General features: G+C 45.6%; 16 protein-coding genes and 4 pseudogenes. 6 read left to right on the forward strand and 14 right to left on the reverse strand.

Features of this window, described 5'->3' with window-relative positions; all coding sequences use genetic code 11:
- Positions 1 to 28: 28 nt before the first annotated feature.
- Positions 29 to 280, reverse strand: a complete 252-nt coding sequence (locus VHA02S_RS05655; protein ID WP_009706732.1) for a DUF3081 domain-containing protein — start codon at positions 278 to 280, stop codon at positions 29 to 31.
- Positions 281 to 655: 375 nt separating this feature from the next.
- Here VHA02S_RS05655 and nagB point away from each other — a divergent pair, with 375 nt between their 5' ends.
- Positions 656 to 1,456: a glucosamine-6-phosphate deaminase gene (gene nagB, locus VHA02S_RS05660; RefSeq protein WP_005448902.1), complete on the forward strand. Its 801-nt coding sequence runs from the start codon at positions 656 to 658 to the stop codon at positions 1,454 to 1,456.
- 117 nt (positions 1,457 to 1,573) lie between these two features.
- On the opposite strand, the gene VHA02S_RS05665 is transcribed toward nagB, so the two are convergent.
- The 8 genes from VHA02S_RS05665 to VHA02S_RS05700 all read right to left on the reverse strand — a co-directional run bounded on the left by VHA02S_RS05665 (position 1,574) and on the right by VHA02S_RS05700 (position 8,899).
- Positions 1,574 to 2,440 carry a phage antirepressor KilAC domain protein gene (locus VHA02S_RS05665; RefSeq protein ID WP_009706731.1) on the reverse strand — a complete coding sequence of 289 codons (867 nt, stop codon included), beginning with the start codon at positions 2,438 to 2,440 and terminating at the stop codon, positions 1,574 to 1,576.
- Between the two features lie 151 nt (positions 2,441 to 2,591).
- Positions 2,592 to 3,020, reverse strand: coding sequence for a hypothetical protein (locus VHA02S_RS05670; protein WP_005434695.1), 429 nt, complete (start codon positions 3,018 to 3,020; stop codon positions 2,592 to 2,594).
- A 447-nt stretch (positions 3,021 to 3,467) separates the two neighbouring features.
- On the reverse strand, positions 3,468 to 4,349 hold the full coding sequence (locus VHA02S_RS05675; RefSeq protein ID WP_038898432.1) for an L-ribulose-5-phosphate 3-epimerase: 882 nt from the start codon (positions 4,347 to 4,349) through the stop codon (positions 3,468 to 3,470).
- Between the two features lie 8 nt (positions 4,350 to 4,357).
- Positions 4,358 to 5,005, reverse strand: coding sequence for a 3-keto-L-gulonate-6-phosphate decarboxylase UlaD (locus tag VHA02S_RS05680; protein WP_005434690.1), 648 nt, complete (start codon positions 5,003 to 5,005; stop codon positions 4,358 to 4,360).
- Between the two features lie 5 nt (positions 5,006 to 5,010).
- Positions 5,011 to 5,832 (reverse strand): Cof-type HAD-IIB family hydrolase, encoded by an 822-nt coding sequence (locus tag VHA02S_RS05685; RefSeq protein WP_005434688.1) that lies wholly within the window; start codon positions 5,830 to 5,832, stop codon positions 5,011 to 5,013.
- Positions 5,833 to 5,836: 4 nt separating this feature from the next.
- A complete protein-coding gene (locus tag VHA02S_RS05690) occupies positions 5,837 to 6,529 on the reverse strand; it encodes an L-ribulose-5-phosphate 4-epimerase (protein WP_009696581.1) in 693 nt (230 codons plus the stop codon).
- Between the two features lie 9 nt (positions 6,530 to 6,538).
- Positions 6,539 to 7,015 (reverse strand): PTS sugar transporter subunit IIA, encoded by a 477-nt coding sequence (locus tag VHA02S_RS05695; protein WP_009702554.1) that lies wholly within the window; start codon positions 7,013 to 7,015, stop codon positions 6,539 to 6,541.
- A 123-nt stretch (positions 7,016 to 7,138) separates the two neighbouring features.
- A complete protein-coding gene (locus VHA02S_RS05700; protein WP_005434683.1) occupies positions 7,139 to 8,899 on the reverse strand; it encodes a PTS ascorbate-specific subunit IIBC in 1,761 nt (586 codons plus the stop codon).
- A gap of 386 nt (positions 8,900 to 9,285) precedes the next feature.
- Here VHA02S_RS05700 and ulaR point away from each other — a divergent pair, with 386 nt between their 5' ends.
- On the forward strand, positions 9,286 to 10,041 hold the full coding sequence (ulaR, locus tag VHA02S_RS05705) for an HTH-type transcriptional regulator UlaR (RefSeq protein ID WP_009703226.1): 756 nt from the start codon (positions 9,286 to 9,288) through the stop codon (positions 10,039 to 10,041).
- 124 nt (positions 10,042 to 10,165) lie between these two features.
- Entirely contained in the window at positions 10,166 to 11,233 is a 1,068-nt protein-coding gene (gene ulaG / locus VHA02S_RS05710; RefSeq protein WP_005434681.1) for an L-ascorbate 6-phosphate lactonase, read from the forward strand.
- Between the two features lie 565 nt (positions 11,234 to 11,798).
- Here the strand turns inward: ulaG and VHA02S_RS05715 are convergent.
- A pseudogene (locus tag VHA02S_RS05715) lies at positions 11,799 to 12,371 on the reverse strand (carbonic anhydrase); the annotation flags it as partial.
- A gap of 80 nt (positions 12,372 to 12,451) precedes the next feature.
- Here VHA02S_RS05715 and VHA02S_RS05720 point away from each other — a divergent pair.
- Positions 12,452 to 13,368: pseudogene (locus VHA02S_RS05720) on the forward strand (IS5 family transposase).
- A gap of 313 nt (positions 13,369 to 13,681) precedes the next feature.
- Here VHA02S_RS05720 and VHA02S_RS05725 read toward each other — a convergent pair.
- On the reverse strand, positions 13,682 to 14,944 hold the full coding sequence (locus VHA02S_RS05725; protein ID WP_038898430.1) for a hypothetical protein: 1,263 nt from the start codon (positions 14,942 to 14,944) through the stop codon (positions 13,682 to 13,684).
- Between the two features lie 294 nt (positions 14,945 to 15,238).
- Between VHA02S_RS05725 and VHA02S_RS25740 the strand changes: the two are divergent.
- Positions 15,239 to 15,382, forward strand: a pseudogene (locus VHA02S_RS25740) (helix-turn-helix domain-containing protein); the annotation flags it as partial.
- 56 nt (positions 15,383 to 15,438) lie between these two features.
- Here the strand turns inward: VHA02S_RS25740 and VHA02S_RS05730 are convergent.
- A pseudogene (locus VHA02S_RS05730) lies at positions 15,439 to 16,362 on the reverse strand (IS5 family transposase).
- A 110-nt stretch (positions 16,363 to 16,472) separates the two neighbouring features.
- On the opposite strand from VHA02S_RS05730, the gene VHA02S_RS05735 reads away from it, so the two are divergent.
- A complete protein-coding gene (locus tag VHA02S_RS05735) occupies positions 16,473 to 17,207 on the forward strand; it encodes a hypothetical protein (RefSeq protein ID WP_227740454.1) in 735 nt (244 codons plus the stop codon).
- A 51-nt stretch (positions 17,208 to 17,258) separates the two neighbouring features.
- On the opposite strand, the gene VHA02S_RS05740 is transcribed toward VHA02S_RS05735, so the two are convergent.
- Entirely contained in the window at positions 17,259 to 18,014 is a 756-nt protein-coding gene (locus tag VHA02S_RS05740; protein WP_038898428.1) for a hypothetical protein, read from the reverse strand.
- A 244-nt stretch (positions 18,015 to 18,258) separates the two neighbouring features.
- Positions 18,259 to 19,485, reverse strand: coding sequence for a sodium/glutamate symporter (gltS, locus tag VHA02S_RS05745; protein ID WP_020195065.1), 1,227 nt, complete (start codon positions 19,483 to 19,485; stop codon positions 18,259 to 18,261).
- Between the last annotated feature and the right edge of the window lie 307 nt (positions 19,486 to 19,792).

The raw sequence follows: 19,792 nt of genomic DNA on the forward strand, positions 1-19,792 counted from the left end.
TCAGTAAACCTATTTATCCGGCGAGCACTCACTTCGCCAGCATGGCGACCTTCTTCAAGAAGCTGTCTTTAAGATGCTCTTGGTCATACTCCAACTGATAGGTGTTGTGGAAACCCACTTTGAGCTCCACGCCATTGCCTCTCAGAAACACGTTATAGCCGTCGTAATCAGAAAAGGCTTCTACCCCTTCATACATCTTGCCAAACTCGGTAGGCGTGCCGTTGTTCATCACACATTCGTATGCTTGCAGCACTTTGGTTGCGTCTAAGTCGTTTTTCATTGCGATTCCCTCAGCAATAAACACACTTTAAGTATGGTTAAGGAAGAAACGCCGTGCCACACCATAGATTGCGTGAGATCATAACTTCGGCATTTTTCTTCCCCTTCTCCTACGCAACTCGGTTCAATTTGGCTCGCTCATTCAGCCAAAAAACTTTTTTTCAGTCATAAATTTTAAACGCTAATCAACTAGTCTAACGCACTCTATATAAGAGGGTAATCGCAACAAGCAAACGTGAAAACTGTTGAGAAAAGCAACATTGGTTAAAGAAAAAGCAAAATTTTGACCTAAAACAATAGCAGATCGTCATTACTTATTTTATAATGCGAATTAATGTTTCAGGACATCTTAAATTCCAATAACTAGGGGCACAAAATGAGACTTATCCCGTTAGCTCAAGCAGCACAAGTAGGCAAGTGGGCAGCAGCACACATCGCTAAGCGCATCAACGACTTCAAACCAACTGCTGAGCGTCCGTTCGTTCTGGGTCTACCTACTGGTGGCACTCCTCTAGCAACTTACAAAGCATTGATCGAACTTTACCAAGCTGGTGAAGTGAGCTTCGAACACGTTGTGACTTTCAACATGGACGAGTACATCGGTATCCCTGCGGATCACCCAGAATCATACCGTTCATTCATGTACAACAACTTCTTCAACCACGTGAACATCCAAGAAGCGAACATCAACCTTCTTAACGGTAACGCGGAAGATCACGAAGCGGAATGCCAACGCTACGAAGACAAAATCAAGTCTTACGGCAAGATCAACCTATTCATGGGCGGCGTAGGTAACGACGGTCACATCGCATTTAACGAGCCAGCATCTTCTCTGTCTTCTCGCACTCGCATCAAGACACTAACTGAAGACACTCGTATCGCGAACTCTCGTTTCTTCGATGGCGACATCAACCAAGTTCCTAAGTACGCACTAACTATCGGTGTTGGCACGCTACTAGACGCTGAAGAAGTGATGATCCTAGTAACAGGTCACAACAAAGCACTTGCTCTACAAGCAGCAGTAGAAGGCAGCGTAAACCACCTATGGACGGTTTCTGCACTTCAACTGCACCCTAAAGCAGTGATCGTTTGTGATGAGCCTTCACAACAAGAGCTTAAAGTGAAGACTGTTAAGTACTTCTCTGAGCTAGAAGCGGAAAACATCAAAGGTTTCTAATCCTTCGGGTAACAACCAAAGATAAACGCTGAATACACAAAACCCGTGAGTCATCACGGGTTTTTCGTTTTTAAAGACTGGAAGGTTTAGGAATTTAAACAACCGCTAGCGAGGCGTTTAATAAGCTTGAATACCAAACTGGCGCAGACGTTTCGGCAATACCTCATCGAGTTTATCTAACTCACTCGGTTCGACCTCAATGAGGTTGAAGTTATGCTGCTCGTACACCGCACGAATCTTCTCTCGCTCCGCTTCTAACATCTCACCGGTGTCGCTGCCCCAAAACTGCAGATAGACTTTGCCGCCTGGTAGGTAGAAATCGCTTGTCACATCTTGGTCGATCGGCAGTTGACGCTCATAAGCGTGTACTACTCCTGCCAAATACAGCCAGTTATCGATCAGCAGTTCTCCTTTAGAACGTACATAATGTCCATCTAAAGTGCGGTGCTTGGCTTCAAACTTCTGGCGAAAACTAGAAAACGACTTATCTGTGGAATGGGACTCGGCATCTTGACCTAAAAACTCAATCACAGACTGCTTGAGTCGCTTGTTACGCAGCACTACGTCGTGCCACACCACAAAGGTATTCTGCGACTCTTTATCGGTTCTCTGCTGCCCACCAGCACGGATTCCAGCTTCGGTTAAGCTCCAACCCTCTTCGGATTTGCTGATCCAGCCTAATTCACTTAACAGCTGGTTCATGCGCTTAGCATTGAGCTTAAGCTTCTCACCTAACTGGGTTGCGCTGTAGGTTTTGCCAGACGTTGCAGCAAGCTCGATGTGCAAGTTAGTCGGCCATACGATGAACTGCCCAAATTTAGGGTGATCAACATACTCGCCACCAAACTTGGCGCCCTCTTCGGTCAAAATCCATTTCTCGTCTTGGCGAACGATGTAACCAGCGCGTTTGAGATCAGCAAACAGCAGCTTTGCTTCTATCTGACGCATTTTTGCCAGCGCCGACGTCGATATTTTTTCAGACACGATTCATGCCTCCTGCTACTGTTTGAAATAAGGTGATGACTTGGATATTAACGCATTGATTTCATTGCTTGAAGTAAGAATAGTTGGGATTTTCTATCCACAACAAAAAAGGAGCACTTTGGCTCCTTTCTCGACATCGAATTGAATCGGCTTAATTATTCGCGAGTTTGGCAAATTTGCTATAGGTACTGATTTTGCCGTTGATGTACTCGATACCACTGTGCACATTGTTTTCGGTGTGACCAACAATTTGGTATTCGACGATGAATTCACCGCTGATGACTTTAATAAACAAGAAGCCGTCGCTGACCTTCCATAAGCCCTGTAAACCACGCTCACTGAACAAGTCTTTTTCCACCAACGTGCCATTTGGTTTGAGCTCTAAAATCGATGAGAAACCGTCGACGTTCACTTTTACCCAAGGCTGTTGATGCACTTCGTAGCTGAGGATTTTTCGGCGTGTTTTCGCCCACTCACGCAGTTCTTGCTCTTGCGCTGGGGTAAGAATTGGCAGGTCTTCCATCTCCAATAGGGTGTGATGTTTTTCGTACCAGAAAAGTTGCAGATGGAGTAATTTCATTCAGATTAACGGGGTTTCATAACGACAAAGCGCAACTTTGCGCCAACCCTGATGGTAAGTCAACCAATGAAACGAAAGAGTGCAGTTTTCACGAGGGTTAAAAACTGCACGTTCCCACGATGGGAAAACGGTGCCCAATAACGAGCACCGGAGCATATATACCCAAGTGACTTCAAGATGCAGGATTCAGAACAAGTCACTGACTCAAGTTCAAGGAAAACGAAGCAGCGTAATAGACAGCTATTTCCAAGTCGTTTGACGAAGAAATTGTTTCCGTGACTCGTTCCCGAAGGGCGAATTGCCTTGGCTTCCATACTTTGTTAACGATTTTTGATTTAGAACCACTAGATCTTCAAATCGTTGCCGCGTCTGCAAACCAAGTCACTTTCGCTGAACCACGCATCTCGAGGTTACTTGGGTATAACTGTTTATACAGTTAAGAGAGAATTATGCGGCAAACAACCTTGGTAATTCCGCATGATCACACGCTTGATTTAAGCGCTGTTGAGCGGTTTGAATGTGCGCACGCCAATGTTCATCTTGCGCCCACATCTCAATCACCAGTGGCACGACGCAGTCTGTCTCTTTGAGTGTGCGGAAGATGGCATCGAAGTTTACTTCACCATCGCCAATCACGAGATCGCGGAACTGACCTTTGTATTCCGGCGTCACACGATAGGTGTCTTTAAGGTGGATTTGGGTAATGTGTGGCTTACTCAATTTCAGTTCGGTGCACACGTCGTAATTCCAACCCGAGATGTTGCCTACGTCTGGATAAGCAGTGAAATACGGTGAATTCACTTCGCGATTAAGCACCTCAAACTTGCTCAATGAGTTGAGGTAATCGGTGTCCATGATTTCGACAGCAAGCATCACGCCTGCGCGCTCTGCCAGTTTCGCTGCTTCCTTCATACCTTCAATAAAACGCAAGTGGGTAGCACGGTTTGCTGGCTCGTAATACACATCGTAACCAGCCAATTGAATAGTACGGACGCCAAGTTTGTACGCCAATGCAATCGCCTTTTCCATGTGCAGCACGGCTTGCTCGCGAATCTTCGGGTCCGCCGAGCCAAACGGGAACTTGCGGTGCGCGCTCAAACACATCGACTGCAATGGCATGCCATAACGTTCACACTGGTGACGCAGGGCATAAATCGTCTCGTCGTCCCAATCTAAGCGGCTGCGGCGCTCGTCTGATTCGTCCACCGAGATCTCAAGAAAATCGAAGCCTAATTCTTTGGTCACGCTGAGCTTTTCTTCCCAGCTCAACTCGTTCGGCAACGCTTTCTCATACAAGCCAACACGATGACGTTGTAGGTTCTGATACATGTCGCCCCCTAGTTCCAGTAACGGTCGATTTGCGCTTTCAATGCTTCTGCGGTTTCTTGCCCTTTGTCGCCAGCCAATGCGCGACCTGCGATAAAGGTTTTCGCTTTGATGCCTTCAAACAGGTAGATGTCTTCTGGCACGATACCGCCCGTGATAGAGAGCTCGATACCCAGTTCAGAGAGTTGACGCATTTTGCTGATGTCAGCGTCTGTCCAACCAATCCCAGCCAACTCTGCATCGCGAGAACGGTGATAAATCGCTTGAGTGATGCCAAGATCCACCCACGCTTGCGCATCTTCCATCGTCCAATTGCCGTAGATTTCGATTTGGATTTCGCCGCTAAACTCATCCGCCACTTTTTTACACGCTTCAATGGTCGCAATGTGCGCTGCGGCTGAAACCGTAATCCAGTCAGCGCCCGCTTCAAACGCCATGCGAGACAAAATCGCGCCGCCATCGGTGGTTTTCATATCGCACACTAGAATGTGGTCCGGGTGGTTCTTACGTAGCGTCGAGACCGCATTCATCCCTTCTGCGAACGCGAGAATGGTGCCCACTTCAATCACATCGACGTAGCTATGTACATTGCTTGCAACCGCCACAGCGTCAGTTAGGTTAGTTTGGTCTAGAGCGATTTGAATCATTGGTTTGGTCATGATGCTTATCCTTGAATTTTTTCACGTATCAGACGAGCTAAGCCGTCGTTATTGTTATCGGTTTCGCACACCAAACGGGCGCTTGAGCGTACCGTCTCGTCTGCGTTATTCATGGCAACGCCTAATCCGGCGTAACGGAGCATGGAAATATCATTGTGGTTATCGCCCACGGCAATGACATGATTCGGGTGATAACCCAGCTCAGAAACGTATTCCGCCAGTCTTAAACCTTTGCTGTTACCTTTTGCTGCGAAGTCGATGCGATTCGACCACGAGCGTTCGCCGTTGAATTTCTCTTTCACCCATGGGTTTTCAATCAAGCGTTCTACCGAGCTTGGTAAGCCTTCCACCACGAATTTCCACACGAACTCGGTATTGCGCACTTCTTCACTGAACGAGTCGATTTTGTAGATCTTCGGTTGAAGATGCTCTGGCGCGGTTTTCGCCCACTTTTCCAACGCTTCCATGTAGTGAATTGGGTTGTAGTTTGAGTACGTCATGGCATCGGTTACGTACATCACCATCTTGACCTGAAACTCCTTCGCCAAGGCGATGAACGTCAGCGCGTCTTCCTTATCGATGGAGTTGTGCTTGAGCACTCGGTCGTTGTGGTAGTCATAAACATAAGTGCCGTTGCAGCAGATGATAGGCGTGGTAAGACCCAACTCATCGTAATACGGACGTGCCGCAGTGTGATGGCGTCCGGTGACAATCACCACATGACACTTCTGCTGCGCTTCTTGAATCGCTTTTTTCACCTCAGGGTGAATGCTGTGGTCATCGGTGAGGACGGTTCCGTCTAAATCTAAAGCAAGCACTTTGTACATGTCGTTACCTCTGCCCGTAGTAGGCGTTTTCACCGTGCTTACGCAGGTAGTGTTTGTCTGAAAGCTCAGGCTGGATCTTGATGCCGCTGTTGAGTGAACGCGTTGCTAATGCCATGGCAGAAATCTCTTCCAATACCACCGCGTTGTGCACGGCATCATCGGCGTTGGTTCCCCAAGAGAAAGGCGCATGCCCCGCCACAATCACGCTTGGTACTGCCATTGGGTCGATGCGGCGTTGACGAAACTCTTCCACGATAACTAAGCCAGTGTTCTTCTCGTACTCTTCGGCAATTTCGCGTTGTGAGAGCTTACGAGTACACGGAATGTCGCCGTAGAAGTAGTCGGCATGAGTCGTGCCCAGCGCTGGAATATCAATCCCCGCTTGTGCCCAAATCGTTGCGCTGCGTGAGTGTGTATGCACCACGCCGCCCACTTGTGGGAACGCTTTGTAGATCTCAATGTGGGTCGCGGTATCGCTGGATGGATTCATATTGCCTTCCACCACATTGCCGTCTAAATCGACCACCACAATGTGTTCAGCGCGCATGCCATCGTATTCCACCCCCGACGGTTTAATCGCAATCACGCCGCGCTCGCGGTCAATCTCAGACACGTTGCCCCAGGTGAAGGTCACCAAGCCGTATTTCGGCAGTTTGAGGTTGGCTTCGAGCACACGTTGTTTCAGTTCGCTGTACATGATTTCTCCTTAGGCGGTGACAGCCAAAGCTTCATCAATCACGTTGAATACATCGGTTTTGCTGCGGCAACGGCGAAGCTTGTCTAAATCCACGCCCGTTTCACTGTCTTCATCATCCAACACTTGGGTCACTTCCATCAGACCTTCCATGTGCTCATCGGAAGAGCTGCCCGCTAGCGTGATCAACACATCAACTGGCTCGTCTTCGCCTTCAAAGTAGATTGGCTCTTCTAGCGTAACCAGTGCGAAAGCAGTTCGAATCACGCCGTTTTCTGGGCGTGCGTGTGGCAGTGCCAAGTTAGGCGCGATGCAGATGTAAGGACCCAACTCTTCCACGCTGCTGATGATGGCGTCATGGTAAGAAGGCTGAATCGCACCAGAGGCAATCAACATGTCCGTACCAATCTTGATGGCTTCACGCCAGTTAGACGCTTTTGCTTGCAGTTTGATTGAGTTGTTGTCGATCAGTGATTGTTTTAATCCCATTGTTCTATCTCCAGTTTGGGTGCCGTGACTTTGGCTTTCCGAAACCCGGCACCACTGTTGTTATCCGCTGTTTGTTATTGGTTTCTTATATCTTCATTGAGAGAAGTATTTGGTCATGTTGTTTTATTTTGCTGGTACAAAGTTTTTATTGATGATGTCGAGTAGCTCGTCCCCGAAGGAGTTAGGGTTAAGCATGTTTTGCACCCCAAGTACAAACTTGCCTTCGCCTGGTTCCATCTCCGCAGACAGGTGCTTCGACGATACGATGATGTCCGTGCTCGCAAGCTTCGACTTGTAGTCCGACACTGCGCATGAGTCCATCACGTGAGGAATGCCTTTCTTCTCTAGGTATTTGCCGATCTTCATTTTCATCATCATCGATGAACCTTGACCGTTACCACATACCGCTAGGATGCTTACTGGGCGCAGACCGTCGCTCGCTTTGATTGCTTGCTCTACCGCTTCAATCACTTCTGGCTCTTCACTGATTTCTACTGTGCCTTGCGCGTCTTCTTCAGCACGTAGCTTGCGAGAAGCGAAGAACATGTAAACCAGAGACAGACCAACAAGAACGAAGAAGAACATTTTCGATGCAGACAGACCTTGCATGATTGGTGGGAATACAAGCGCCCAGTCCGCCATGCCCATCCAGCCGTTGAATTCTGTGCCGTGTTGGCTAAATAGGTGGATAGCCCAAGCAGAACCTAGTACCTCGATGATGCCCATCACGAAACAGATCTTCATCACCGCTTTCCAGCCACCGAAGTGGTTAGCAAATACGCCGATGGTCGCGTTAGAGAAAAACATTGGAATGAAGCCAGGGATGATCATGATTGGCGCATCGAATGCCAGCATTGCCAGTACTGCCGCGAACTGACCAAGCGCACCCCACATGAAACCAAATACCATTGCGTTTGGAGAAAATGCGTAGATAGCCGCACAGTCAATCGCCAATACCGCGTTTGGAATCACGCGCTCAGAGATGCCTTTGAACGCTTCAGACAGCTCAGCAACGAACATACGTACACCAGCAACAATCACCTGAATCGCCACAGCGAATTTCAGACCCGTTTCTAGGATGTAGATAGTCCAGTGTGTGGTGCCCGCCATTTCTTGAAGGTTATCAAGACCGAATGAAAGCAGAATGATGCCGAAGAACACCGTCATCACGATCGCCGTTGCTGCGATGCTGTCGTGGAAGATGTGTAGCCATTTAGGCAGTTCTAGGTGGTCAACGCTGTCGTTCTTATCACCCAGTTTTGGCGCTACTTTTGTTGCAATCCAAGACGCGACCTGTTGTTGGTGACCAATTGAGAAACCCGCCCCGCCAGTGACTTCTTCGGTTGGCTTGAACATAATGTTGGAGGAGATACCCCAGTACAGCGCCATTAACACCGCAGAGTAAATGATGGTTTCCCACATGCTTGCGCCAAGCACAAAGTAGAACACGGCGATCAGACCTGCTTGCTGGAACATGATGTGACCAGTCAGCATGATGGTGCGGATACCCGTGTATCGGCGGAACAGTACCAAGAGGATATTGATTCCTAATGCCAATAGAACGGCGTAACCTACCCAAGAGTAGTTATCGCCCATCGCTTCCATGGTAGACATCATGGAGGTGTAAGGGTCAATGACCGAGCCGGTTAGCCCGTGGTATTCGGAAAGTTTGGAAATCACAGGTTTGAAGCCAGCAACTAGGGTGCCCGCACCCACTTGAACCAGCATGAAACCCACGATCGTTTTGATGGAACCTTTAATGATGGTGGTGGCGTCTCTTCTCAGCAACCAATAGCCAATGCATGTTACCAAACCCAGTAGTAGTGGGGCTTTGGTCATAACTTGGCTGTAAAAAATATAGAAGATGTCGTACAAGAACTCCATATCTTTACCCCTAGAGTGTTTTTTATTTGTAATCGTATGTAGGTCAGAGTGATTCCATCTGATGTCGCAGAATCTACTCAGTTTTTGCTCACGAAATAAACTCTAACAATCAAAAGTAATCACGCAATGCTCATTTGTGATTATTTTGATATTTATCAATTTTGCCCTCCAAAAAACCCTACAAATGGTAAGCGGATCACACACAAAAATTAAATTATCAATAAATACAATAACTTATAAATTCTTGTGATGAAGTTCAGATTTTCATCAGTCTTGAATTTGACAATCAAGAGCGTGATTAATAGAATCAAAACAAATCACAAGTAATCACCAAATAATCACTAGATACACATTTCGGTGAATTTGAATCAAATAGGGTGATGGGTATGAATGAAGTACAAAGACACAATGGCATTCTGTCTTTATTAGAAGAAAATCAGACGATTAACGTCTCACACATTATTGAGAGCTTTAACGTCTCTCCAGCGACGGCTCGCCGTGACATCTCTAAGCTGGATGAACTAGGCAAACTGCGCAAAGTACGCAACGGCGCAGAACGCGTAGAAGCAGAAAAGAAAAAATGGTCACCGCTGAACATCAACAGCACTGAGCATTACGAAGAAAAATCCTTGATTGCGATGCAAGCCGCTGAACTTTGTCAGCCTGGCGACAGCGTGGTCATCAACTGCGGTTCGACCGCTTTCCTACTTGGGCAGAAGCTATGTGGACAAGACGTGCAGATCGTCACCAACTACTTCCCATTGGCAAGCTACCTGATCAATGAAGACCATGACGATGTGATCATCATTGGCGGTCAATACAACCGTTCGCAAAAACTGTTCTTAAATCCGGCGCCCAACTCGCTTGGCAGTTACGCAGGCAATTGGATGTTCACCTCGGGTAAAGGATTAACCGAAGCCGGACTCTACAAAGCCGACATGTTAACCGCGGTGGCTGAGCAGCAAATGCTTGAGCAAATCGACAAGCTCGTAGTCGTGGTAGACAGCTCCAAAGTGGGTCACAGAACAGGCATGTTGTTCTGTCCTACCGAGAAAATCGACATTCTGATCACAGGCAAAAACGCCAACTCAGAGGTCATCAAAGCGATAGAAGCAAAAGGGACACAGGTCATTCTGGTCTAACGCGCCCTAGCCTCTTTCTCAAATAAATAAAAATAATTCAGCTCAGTGCCTTAACCACAAATTAAGGCGCTCGGCTCCCTACATCCCAAATTTAATAAAAATTGTGAAACAAAAAGGTGTTGCTATGAGTAAAGTAAATGAAATCACTCGTGAATCTTGGATCCTAAATACATTCCCTGAGTGGGGTACCTGGTTAAACGAAGAGATCGAAAATACGGTGGTAGAACCAAATACATTCTCGATGTGGTGGCTAGGTTGTACAGGTATCTGGTTGAAGAGTGAGGGCAACACCAACATCTCTATCGACTTCTGGTGTGGTACGGGCAAAAAGACGCAAAAGAATGCCTTCATGAAGAACCAGCACCAAATGATGCGTATGGGTGGTGTCGAAGCGCTGCAACCAAACCTACGTACTGCTATCTTCCCGCTTGACCCATTTGCTATCAAAGAGATCGACGCTGTGATGGCATCCCATGACCATGCTGACCATATCGACGTGAACGTCGCGGCAGCGGTACTACAAAACTGTGGTGACCACGTGAAGTTCATCGGTCCACAGGCGTGTGTCGATTTATGGATGGGCTGGGGTGTGCCAGAAGAGCGTTGTGTTGTCGCAAAAGTGGGCGATGTGCTTGAAGTCGGCGACATGAAGATCCGCGTACTGGATTCATTCGACCGTACTGCACTTGTCACGCTGCCAGAGGGCACTTCATCTTACGATAAAGAAATCCTCGACGGCATGGACAAACGCGCAGTGAACTACCTGATTGAAACTTCAGGTGGCTCGATTTACCACTCTGGTGACTCACACTACTCAAACTACTACGCAGCGCACGGCAACGAATACCAAATCGACGTGGCATTGTTGTCATTCGGTGAGAACCCACGTGGCGTGACAGACAAGATGACGTCTTCTGACATCCTACGCGCAGCAGAATCATTGAATTGTGATGTCGTTATGCCATTCCACCACGATATTTGGGCGAACTTCCAAAACGACCCACGCGAAATCGAAGTGTTGTGGAACATGAAGAAAGACCGTCTGCAATACAAGTTCGCACCGTTCTTCTGGCAAGTCGGGGGCAAATACACCTTCCCAACCGATAAAGGTCGCATGCACTACCAACACTTCCGTGGCTTTAGCGACATCTTCAAAAACGAACCAGAATTGCCATACAAAGCGTTCTTGTAATTCCGTCGCAACGTCAGACAGCGAAAACCAAAAGGGCTCTCAATTGAGTCCTTTTTTATTGCAGGAACTGCAGATGATACAGAGCGCATTTTCTGCGACGATTAACATTCGCTATCTATAAGTAGGAGAGCTTTCAGAGAGACTAACGCTCTCAAAAACCCTAGACGCTAGTGCACATCTACAAGCATTCTAATAAATGCCAACTTCGCTCTAACTTACGCTCAATATCAACAATATCCGTCTAAAGCCTCGAAGATAAACCACTTAAAATTGAGCCACTTAGGCATCATCAATCGACAAAAATCATTTGATGTACTGCTTACAAGTTCAATGTTAAATTGGTTTCGGTTAGTACATCCGAGTGCAATGTGTGACTGCGTTCGATGTCGCTTAAGTGTCAAACCTCCAAGGATGGAGTACCCATCAAACACTTGAGTTCCACTTGATGTATGCTCTTATTTTTAATATCAAAAAGGACTCACTAAGAGTCCTTTTTTTCGTTTAGACAACCGTTCATCTCAGATAGCACGGAAACCGCGTCAGACTTCGACTCGCCATTAATGGGTTAGTTGATAATGAGTCGAGCGTTAATAGGCTGGATAGGACGATTGTTCTTGCCCATGATGTCCATAAACGCTTTCACTTGCGCTGCAGATACCGTTTGAACCTCTTTTAGTACTAACCAACGAACGCCTTCAGAACATGGTGGTGTCGTTAACGAGCCATTGAATCGGTAGTAGCTGTGCTTAGAAGGAATGAGAGACTTGATGCTCACTGGTGCAAAGCTGGTTGTTTTGCCTTTTTCAAAGTCATGCTTTAGCAACTGCTCCAATGCTGGGTTTTCATCTCCTAGCTTATAGAAGACTGCCACAACCGCTAGATTGCCATCCTTATCAGCATGAACAAAGTGCGCCTCTAGCGGGTACTCTTTTCCGTTGATGTGGTTTTCAGATGGCGTATGGAAGTGAAGCTGAGAAAGCGTGAACTTTTTATCGTCAACCAGTAGCGTGTTATTACCTTCAACATTGGCTTGCAGAGTATGACCATTATCAATAGCAGAAACGGCATCACCTAAATAGTTGATGTTGATTTCATCCATAATACCCAGCACGGTTGATTGAATATTAACAGGACTTTGGGGCTTTGTTGCTTAAATCGATGGAACTAAATCAAGAAGCTACGATCTGATCGTCTACATTCATTCAAGTCTGTAGTCTCATGTCTAAACCTCGTGATAAAACAACTAACTGGAAGCAGTACAATAAAGTCTTAATCAACCGGGGTTCACTGACCTTTTGGATTGATGAGGAAGCGATAGCCGAGTGGAAACAAAACAAACAAGGCAAGCGTGGTAGACCTCGCCGATTTCGTGACTTAGCCATTACTACCGGATGGTGAAACGAATATTTTCAATGCCGTTGAGAGGTCTGCAAGGTTTTCTAGACTCAGTATTTAAGCTGGCTAACATCCCGCTTGTTTGCCCGCACTACACCTGTATAAGCCGCTGAGCTATGGAAGTTGAGGTTTCATTTAAAACCAAAACCAGAGGAACAATACAACATCTGGTCATTGATGCCACTGACCTCAAGGTTTATGGTGAGGGCGAGTGGAAAGTCAAAAAACATGGTACTGATGGGAAGCACAGAGTCTGGCGTAAGCTGCATATCGCAGTAGATACAAACACCCACGAAATCGTTACAGCAGAGCTGAGCTTATCTAACGTAACCGATGCCGAAGTGCTCCCCAATTTACTCAAGCAAACACGCCGTAAAATCATTGAGATATCAGGTGATAGCGCTTATGACACAAGGAATTGCCATGATGCTATACGGCTCAAGCAAGCGGTTCCGCTTATCCCGCCACGAGAAGGGGCGGTCTTCTGGGAACAAGGACACCCTCGCAATTTAGCAGTAGGTTGTCAGAAGCTCTACGGCTCCAACAAGAAGTGGAAAAAGCGGTATGGCTATCATAAGCGCTCGCTATCAGAGACAGCGATATACAGAGTAAAACAACTACTAGGTGGGAAACTGAACCTAAGAAATTACAATGCTCAGGTTGGCGAGACTTACGCCATGATCAAAGCCCTGAACAAACTTACAGGGCTTGGTATGCCTGAAACTCTGTGCATTGTATAAAAGTTACTCAACTTTAGGAGGTTTGGTTTCTCGTCTGAATTACGCAATAAAGCCCACCATGTTTGTGTTCAAATCGTTTTTAGTCGAAGGATCTAATCGCAAGGTGGGCTTTTAGTTCATTTTTTATCCCGAGCTCAGGTTAAGGAATATTGAAATTCCTTACCATGAAGGTAATAACGCAGACACATCATGATAATATCCGATGGATAATGTCGACCTGAAAAGTTAAGTCCCATATTAATAATGCTCCGTTATTGTAACGTTGCATTATCAAAATATCGCTTTGCGTCGTCAACTTTGCGACAGAACCAAATTAGCCGCCAAATGAACCCATTTTTGATACTAATGAACCCAAGCCATTAAAGCGTTTATCATAGTATTCTACTAACCAATTAGTGATTAGATTATCGCTATGGCTAGAACCTGAGTCTGGACTTGAACTTATAATACTGTTGAAGTTAATATCGCTAGTTTCTTCTTGTGGTACTCCGATTCCCATCATAGAGAGACCAAATAGATATTCGTCCACAGTGACAGATTCGCGTGACTCATCCTTCAATATATATTCATACATAGGCGTTGGTTGTGCATTGTGGGATAGGTTATAGACGTTGTTCGCATATTCCATAATTCTTCCAATGCGTCCTGAATCTGGATTGTTATCTTCCACGTTTAATTCCTGTTGATAAAATGGGATTGTCAGTTTTTGATATGCGTCTATCGAAATATAGTTGAAGGTTGTAGTAATATCACCATTGCTATGATAATCCCAAACATAACTAATTTTTGGTGTATATGAGTAGTTCTGGAGTGGTTTTTTAACTGGTGGTGCAGGACATGCAGAGCATTGTCCAGAACTTATGGCATATGTTTTTACCTCTTGGAAGTTTGTGTTTTCTTGATCGGTATAAGTGATAACAAATGTACCGATTGGAGAACCAATAGAGGGGTCATCAAAATCAATACCATCAAGAGGTGATAAGGCAGCAGCGATGGTGTTATAGAGACTACCGAGAATGCTAGCGGTAGCATGCATTGCATCAATACGCTGTTGATTTTTATGTATCATAGATATAAGTTTAGTGCCAATCCTGAACTTATTAACTACTGTGGCGCGACCATGTTCATCTCTTTCAGCGACGACAAGAACCCATTTTCCTGACATTGGGAATGTGGGTGACTCTGCTTTGGCACTAAGTGAGTATGTTTCTGCAATCTGATCTTTGGTACCGGTTACACGTTCACGCCCTTGGCTAAATAGCATTATGGCCTTTAAACGTTTTCTCCCATTAACATTTTCATACTTAAAATAATGAGAACCAACAATTGAATTGTAGATAGTATCTCCATCGTTTCCACTATCAGTGCTTTTGAATAGCATATTGACAGCAGATAGTTCGTCACTATTGTAGGAGAATTTGTATGACATCTCATTTGGCATTACATTTCCAAAGATGTCTGCTCCTTTAGGCTTTACGATTATTTCATCTTGAGTCCAACTATTTGATGCAAAAGCATTAATACATGCTGAAGACAACAGTATAGCTATGGTAACTTTTTTAATAGAAAACTTCATACTATAACTCCTTAAGTTGTTTTTATGAGGCTCTTCGCATACGACTAGCAAAAAGGTTTGGTTGTGCCACAAAGTTATTACGAAATACAAATGTACTGATTTCCAGATATAATTAGGCTGGAACATAGACCTGTTTCGCTTGGGAGACGTCAACATCCTAATACGCTGTTATAACTTGTTTCTCTAATGTCGTTCTTATGAAGTTATTATTATTAAATTGAGTGCATTTGATAATCAGGTAATATCCGAATTCACTTTTCACTTCAGCCGAATAATAAAGTCAAAGGAGAGACCGTGGACAAGTTTTCTAATATGACGATGTTTGCCTGCATCGTTAAGAATAAAGGGTTAGCAGCAGGTAGAGAGTTAGGTTTATCTCCTGCAACTATCACGGCAAGACTGCAAGCGCTGGAAGATCGCTATGGGATTAAGTTGCTCCGGGCTTTGTTGCCTAATTCAGCGTAAGAACGAATGCTAGCTAAATCGTGCGTATTTTAAACAATATACTGAGTTTCAGGCATACCTATCCCAGTTAGCTTGTTGAGTGCTTTGATCATGGCGTAGGTCTCACTAACTTGTGCGTTGTAATTTCGAAGCTTGAGTGAAGCTCCTAGTAGTTGTTTACACGATACATAGCGCTCTCCGACAATGAACGCTTATGATATCCATACTTCTGTTTCCACTTTTTGTTCGAGCCATAGAGCTTTTGACAGCCAACTGCCATATTGCGTGGATGCCCTTTTTCCCAGAAAGCTGCACCCTCACGCGGAGGGATTAGAGGTATCGCTTTCTTAACCCTAATCGCCCTGTGACACTCTCTTGTATCGTATGCACCATCTCCCGAGATTTCCTTGATAGTTTGGCGTGTTTGCTTGAGTAGATTGGGGGGGGGGTACTTCCGCATCTGTCACACCTGATAGTGTCACCTCAGCGGCGATAATTTCGTGTGTATCTGTATCAACCGCAAGATGGAGTTTACGCCAGACTCGACGCTTGCCATCGGTTCCATGTTTTTTCACTTTCCATTCACCCTCACCGTATACCTTGAGACCAGTTGCATTGATGGCTAGGTGTTGGATAGCGCCTCGTGTTGAGGTTTTGAAATTAACCTCAACATCCTTAGCTCGGCGACTTATACAGGTATAGTGAGGGCAAACCAATGGGATGTTCGCCAATCTAAAAACAGAGTCGATAAAGCTTTGTAGCGCCCTTAATGGTAAGGAAAAGATGCGCTTTACCATGAGAGCCGTCGTGATAGCGAGATCACTAAACATTCTTGGTCTGCCACGTCTTTCCTGTTTTGGTTGTTTCCACTCAGTTATGGCCTCCTCGTCAATCCAGAACGTCAGTGAACCTCTGTTGATCAAGGAGTTATTGTACTGCTTCCAGTTAGTTGTTTTGTAACGAGGTTTAGGCATGAGGCTACGATGATTGATGGGTGTAGCCGATCAGATCATAGTTTCTTAATTTAGTTCCATCGATTTATGCAACAAAGTCGCTAATCTTACCAATCTTGGTAAGTGGTTTTTTGGTTTGTCATATCCATCCGTTCTATCGATACAAGGTGCACCGTTATGAAGGACAGTACCTGTACTTAAAAAGCGCAAACTTAGGCATGATGTGTTTGTTTATCGCCTTAGGCTTAGTCTTGATCATTAATCGCTACGCGTATTTTTTCGCAGCCATCACACATGTAGCTCCGATAAAATGGTTACCTGATGCATTGTTGGTACAGACGCCTTATGAGTTTACATCGAACCTACTCTATGAACTTGATGCCTTTACCAATCAAGAGGTTATCAATCTCACCTGGGTGACCATGATTACGTTTTCGATGTTGCTCGTGCCTGTATTTTGGTCTCTGCTCGCCTACATCAAATATTGCATTCGCTACATGACGTTTAGCCCAAAAGAGCGACTGAATGCGAGAGTCTTTTCCGACAGCTCGCTGGATGACTTTCTCTTTAAATCAGCGTTAGAAAAAGGGGACAAAATGGTCATGCTGACCCTGTCGGATAGAAGGTTATATGTGGGGAAAGTACTCAGCCTAGGCGAGCCCAACGAAGCAGAAGGACTCAACCAAGAGATATCGATAAAGCCGGTAATGAGTGAGTATCGAGACAAGGGGACGCTAGAAGTTCATTTTACTAAACACTACGCCAATAGTGATGCCAATGCCGTCACCATCATCAAGCAAGATCTGATCTCTTCAGCCTGCGCTTTTAGCTTTGCAACCTATGAGAAATTGCATCGAAAAGGCTAGAAAGTGAGAAAGCGTATCATCCTACCCACGGTTGATACGCTTATCATACTTCTACGCCGGCTTTACGTTTAAAAGAAACTGCTCTAGAGAACCGATTCCCGCCAGCTCAAAAATCTGATTAAGTACGTTCTGATGGTAATTGTGCATATCAAGGATTTCCTCAATCACCTCTTGCTCCATGCTACCGAGAAAAATACCCGCTAATATCGCGTCAAACCAGCGGAAAGTACACCGAGCGACGACGTTTTTTACGTTAAGTTCATTTGCCCTAATCGTGATATCCAGCAGCAGTTGGTACTTATAAAAATACAGCTCACTGCCATATTCCTCCGTAATAGGGAACGCCTCCGCTTCCTCGCCAAATATCAACAAGCGATCTTCTATCATTTCTTGATGCTTGGTTTGCACATTGCGTCTGAAATTACTGACTTCCACACCCAACCATGAACCGACCAGCAAGATGTAGCTGTCCATGCCTTGAAGGCTCTCAAGTACTTCCTGTTGCTTTTCATAGATGGCCTTTCTCACCGCTGGCACTTTAGCCTTCGGGCATAAACCACGCCAAGCAAGGTCCAATAAAGTCACAAGTTCATTGGGATCTTCGTTATCCGAGTAATAAAAAGTAGAGCGGTTGATGAAGCGATCTGCCAAGCGTTGATGTTTATCCCTGTAGAGATGAATCAGACAGGCATCCGTCGTTTTACAATAAGCTTCACAAGGTATAGAAACATAGTGTGATTGGACACGGTTGATTTGGTAATGCGTGTTCTCGCACGAGTGTCCCAGAATGCGTTTTAAGAGGCCCATAAATCTCCTAAAGACCTACAAGAGGTTGATATCCTTAACAAACAAACTTAATGGTGACTCTGCACCCTAGCACGCTCATTTTTTATTTGGGTCTCATACCGGAAGTTGACGGTTTTTCACTGTAACTTGCTTGAGAATCTAAAGAAGAGAAGCCCTGCGCCGTAACTCATTCAGGACGAGACATACGTCAGATCAAAAAAGCCAGTCTCTCGGGACTGGCTTTTGTTTTGTGGAGTAAGGCTGGTTACTTAATAAAAGAAATACAGCCTTGCAGAATCACTAGGTTGACGATGTCGATAAAGAACGCGCCAACGATAGGCACCACCATAAAGGCTTGTGGTGATGGACCGAAGCGGTTAACGATAGAGCCCATGTTCATGACTGCCGTTGGCGTTGCGCCCAGACCAAAGCCACAGTGACCACTTGCGATGACTGCGGCATCGTAGTTGCTGCCCATCACACGGAACGTTACGTAGTAAGCGAAGACCGCCAGAATCACCGATTGCACCGCTAGGATGATGAGGAACGGGATTGCTAAGTCGAAGATGTTCCACAGTTTTAGGCTCATTAGCGCCATCGCTAGGAACAGAGACAACGAAACCGTACCGAGAATATCGACCGTTTCAACATCCACTTTGCGTACTTTGGTCACTTCCATGATGTTGGTGATCACCACACCGATAAACAGCGCGTAAACAAAGTCCGGAATCATCAACCATTTGATGCCAAAGCTGCTCACCCAACCTTCTAAGTAGCCAGCACCTGTGACACACAGCAAGATGATCGACAAGCTCTCGACCACTTTTTTCGCGGTTACGCGGTCTTCTTCGTGCTCGTTATAGGTCACCAATTCAGGGAAACGTTCGTGAGTCTGGTTGGTGCGTCCGTATTCAGATTCAAGATTACGTTTATCAATCAAGCGTTGTGCTACTGGGCTACCGATGATGCCACCAATCACCAAACCAAAGGTAGCGGATGCCATTGCCACTTCTAAAACGTTGTGCAAGCCGTACATGTCTTGGAAGGTTTGCGACCATGCTGCGCCCGTACCGTGACCGCCAGACAGCGTAATCGAGCCTGCAATCAAGCCCATTAGCGGGTCTAAGCCGAGCGCCGTTGCCAAAGATACACCGACCGCGTTTTGGATAAGGATGTACACCGATGCTACAGCTAAGAAGATAAATACCTTAGCGCCGCCTTTAATCAACTGGGTGTAGTTCGCTGCTAAGCCAACGGTAGCGAAGAACATCAACATGAAAGTGTTTTGCAACGGTAAATCGAAAACTAAGTCCACGCCATTGAAGTGCATCGCGGTGATCGCACATGCGACAATCAAACCACCCACGATTGGCTCGGGAATATTGAATTTCTTTAAGATCGGTAATTTAGCGTTAACGAATTGTCCCAAGAACAACACACAAATAGCGACGAGAAACGACTCTTGTGGACCGACAGAAATGACCTGATTCATAAAACCTCTTTGCCTCCTTTTTCTCATCCTTTGAGTAACAACTCGCAGGTTGAGCGGTATTTAGGCAGGTCAGAGTGCCTACTGAACGTGTGGTTTTCTAGGGTCCAAACCCACTAAATTCTCATTAAATAAGAAAGCAACAACTCGGATATTCACCCAATTCTCACTCAGTGAAAAAACACACTTTTTCACCAAGTTTTGTGGCGCAATTTTCTCGTTTTTTTAGCTCTTCTCAACTTATGAGAAGTGAACAATTTTTTACCAGTTTTTGAAGGCAAAAACGTATGCGATTGCGTACAAATTTTGC

It is taken from the genome of Vibrio harveyi NBRC 15634 = ATCC 14126 = KCTC 12724 (assembly GCF_001591145.1).
Taxonomy (GTDB): Bacteria; Pseudomonadota; Gammaproteobacteria; order Enterobacterales; family Vibrionaceae; genus Vibrio; species Vibrio harveyi.

What these genes read in the sequence shown, in the direction of transcription:
- VHA02S_RS05685 (WP_005434688.1), bottom strand. Translation starts at nt 5,832, where the DNA reads ATGTACAAAGTGCTTGCTTTAGATTTAGACGGAACCGTCCTCACCGAT.
- nagB (WP_005448902.1), top strand. Translation starts at nt 656, where the DNA reads ATGAGACTTATCCCGTTAGCTCAAGCAGCACAAGTAGGCAAGTGGGCA.
- ulaG (WP_005434681.1), top strand. Translation starts at nt 10,166, where the DNA reads ATGAGTAAAGTAAATGAAATCACTCGTGAATCTTGGATCCTAAATACA.
- gltS (WP_020195065.1), bottom strand. Translation starts at nt 19,485, where the DNA reads ATGAATCAGGTCATTTCTGTCGGTCCACAAGAGTCGTTTCTCGTCGCT.
- VHA02S_RS05700 (WP_005434683.1), bottom strand. Translation starts at nt 8,899, where the DNA reads ATGGAGTTCTTGTACGACATCTTCTATATTTTTTACAGCCAAGTTATG.
- VHA02S_RS05675 (WP_038898432.1), bottom strand. Translation starts at nt 4,349, where the DNA reads ATGTATCAGAACCTACAACGTCATCGTGTTGGCTTGTATGAGAAAGCG.
- VHA02S_RS05655 (WP_009706732.1), bottom strand. Translation starts at nt 280, where the DNA reads ATGAAAAACGACTTAGACGCAACCAAAGTGCTGCAAGCATACGAATGT.
- VHA02S_RS05690 (WP_009696581.1), bottom strand. Translation starts at nt 6,529, where the DNA reads ATGTACAGCGAACTGAAACAACGTGTGCTCGAAGCCAACCTCAAACTG.
- VHA02S_RS05740 (WP_038898428.1), bottom strand. Translation starts at nt 18,014, where the DNA reads ATGGGCCTCTTAAAACGCATTCTGGGACACTCGTGCGAGAACACGCAT.
- ulaR (WP_009703226.1), top strand. Translation starts at nt 9,286, where the DNA reads ATGAATGAAGTACAAAGACACAATGGCATTCTGTCTTTATTAGAAGAA.
- VHA02S_RS05695 (WP_009702554.1), bottom strand. Translation starts at nt 7,015, where the DNA reads ATGGGATTAAAACAATCACTGATCGACAACAACTCAATCAAACTGCAA.
- VHA02S_RS05670 (WP_005434695.1), bottom strand. Translation starts at nt 3,020, where the DNA reads ATGAAATTACTCCATCTGCAACTTTTCTGGTACGAAAAACATCACACC.
- VHA02S_RS05680 (WP_005434690.1), bottom strand. Translation starts at nt 5,005, where the DNA reads ATGACCAAACCAATGATTCAAATCGCTCTAGACCAAACTAACCTAACT.
- VHA02S_RS05725 (WP_038898430.1), bottom strand. Translation starts at nt 14,944, where the DNA reads ATGAAGTTTTCTATTAAAAAAGTTACCATAGCTATACTGTTGTCTTCA.